Genomic DNA, 522 nt, shown 5'->3' with positions numbered 1-522 from the left:
AGGTCGCCGATCGCGCAGTTGCGCACGGTGACGGTGAGGAACAGCCACCGGGCCTTGGGGTGTTCCTGGACGATCTTCGGGAGGGACTGGTAGAACCGGGCCTGCCACATGAGCGAGCGCCYCCACTGGCACACCGGGCAATGCCGCACCCGGCAGAAATGGGCCTCCCGCAGCCGTAGGGCCGTTTCCCCGGTTTCCGGGGTGGTGACCCAGCCGAAGCGCAGAACGCCCCCACAATCGGCCATACGGGCCGCGTAGCGCTCGAAATCGGCAGCGCTTGCGTAGATCCCGCCCACGTCGTCAGACTGGCCGCGGTGAACGTCCCAAGGCGCATCCTTGGGGCTGTAGTCGGTTAGGCCATCTCGGCCTGTCGAAACGTGCAAATCGTCACTGCAAACGCTATGATTTGCGGACGTGGAAACAGCGGCAACGCCTTCCATTGAAAACCCTAGTTTTTTGGACCTCAGAGACCCAAGATTCTGGGGTTTTTCTTTTTATGCGTCAAATTCCCCGCAAAGCCCC

At 61.8% G+C, this 522-nt stretch carries 1 protein-coding gene; it reads right to left on the bottom strand.

What is annotated here, in order from left to right; all coding sequences use genetic code 11:
- Positions 1-440: protein rep (locus EDI28_RS26340; protein WP_164918641.1), on the bottom strand; the 440-nt coding region annotated here is incomplete at its 3' end.
- Between the last annotated feature and the right edge of the window lie 82 nt (positions 441-522).

The sequence above is a fragment of the Photobacterium chitinilyticum genome (genome assembly GCF_004104355.1).
Classification (GTDB): Bacteria; Pseudomonadota; Gammaproteobacteria; order Enterobacterales; family Vibrionaceae; genus Photobacterium; species Photobacterium chitinilyticum.
The sequence above is the reverse complement of the archived record's forward strand: the minus strand, read 5'-3'. Positions and strand labels throughout refer to the sequence as shown.